The organism is Plasticicumulans sp., assembly GCF_035331805.1.
In the GTDB taxonomy this organism is placed as follows: domain Bacteria; phylum Pseudomonadota; class Gammaproteobacteria; order Competibacterales; family Competibacteraceae; genus Plasticicumulans.
Window position 1 is genome coordinate 1 of sequence record NZ_DAOLKE010000228.1, and the last position, 970, is coordinate 970.

The following is a 970-nucleotide window of genomic DNA, read 5'->3' on the forward strand; positions in this document are numbered from 1 at the left end:
CAGCGCGTCGAAGCGCGAGGCCGGCGGCTGCGGGGCCCCGCTCGCCGGCGGGCGCCGCACTGCCACAAGCAGCGCCAGCGTCAGCAGGGCCAGCGCCACCGCGACGTAGGTGATGCGTGTGAAGGTCACGAACAGCGTGTACAGCCCGAGGCACAGCGCGAGGCCGGCAACGGTGCGCCAGCCTGCAGGCTCGCCGCGGCGCAGCAATGCCGCGGCCGTGACCGGCAGCGCCAGTGCCACGTAGCCGTCGATCGCGGCCCCGCCGGTGTGCATCTCGGCGAACAGCGCGGTGATGCGGTACTGGCTGGTGAAATCGAGCAGCGCCGGCAGCAGGCCGTAGATCAGGCTGGTGCGATCGTGCACGGCCAGCAGCACGCCGAGCACGCCGCGCTCCCACAGCACCGCGACGCCGACCGCGATCAGGCCGAGCGCCGTGCCGCGCGACCAGGCCGCCCATGCCGCCTCGGGGTCGTGCTGCAGCGTGTGCCGGATCAGCGGCGCGAGCACGAGTGCGGCCAGCAGGCCGCGCGCGACGCGCAGCGCGTTCCACGGCGTCAGATAGCCGTTCCAGGCATTGGCATCCGGTGGCCAGGCCGCACCGGCGAGTCCGTGCCCGAGTGCGATGCCCTGCGCGATCAGCAGCAGCAGCAGCGCCCAGCCGCCCCGCACCGGCCGCGGGTCTGCACCGCTGCCGCCGAGCAGCGCGCCGGCGGCGCAGGCGAGCAGCAGCAGGTCGTATTCCTCGACCAGCAGCCGGCCGCTCCACGGCGCCAGCCCCGTGACCGGCAGCAGCGCCGGCAGCAGCGCCAGTGCCAGCAGCGGTCGCCAGGCGCAGAGCAGGCCGCAGGCGAGCGCGAGCAGCGCCAGCGGCCCCTTGAGCACGGGATACGCGGCAAGACCGAGGGCGGTGACGGCCGCCAGCGCCAGCCCGGCCAGCGCCGGCAGCGGCCGGGGCAGTGCGCGGGGGGGG

General features: G+C 75.8%; 1 pseudogene. It reads right to left on the minus strand.

The annotated features are described in order from the left end of the window. Positions 1-970: pseudogene (locus tag PKE44_RS13930) on the minus strand (hypothetical protein); the annotation flags it as partial.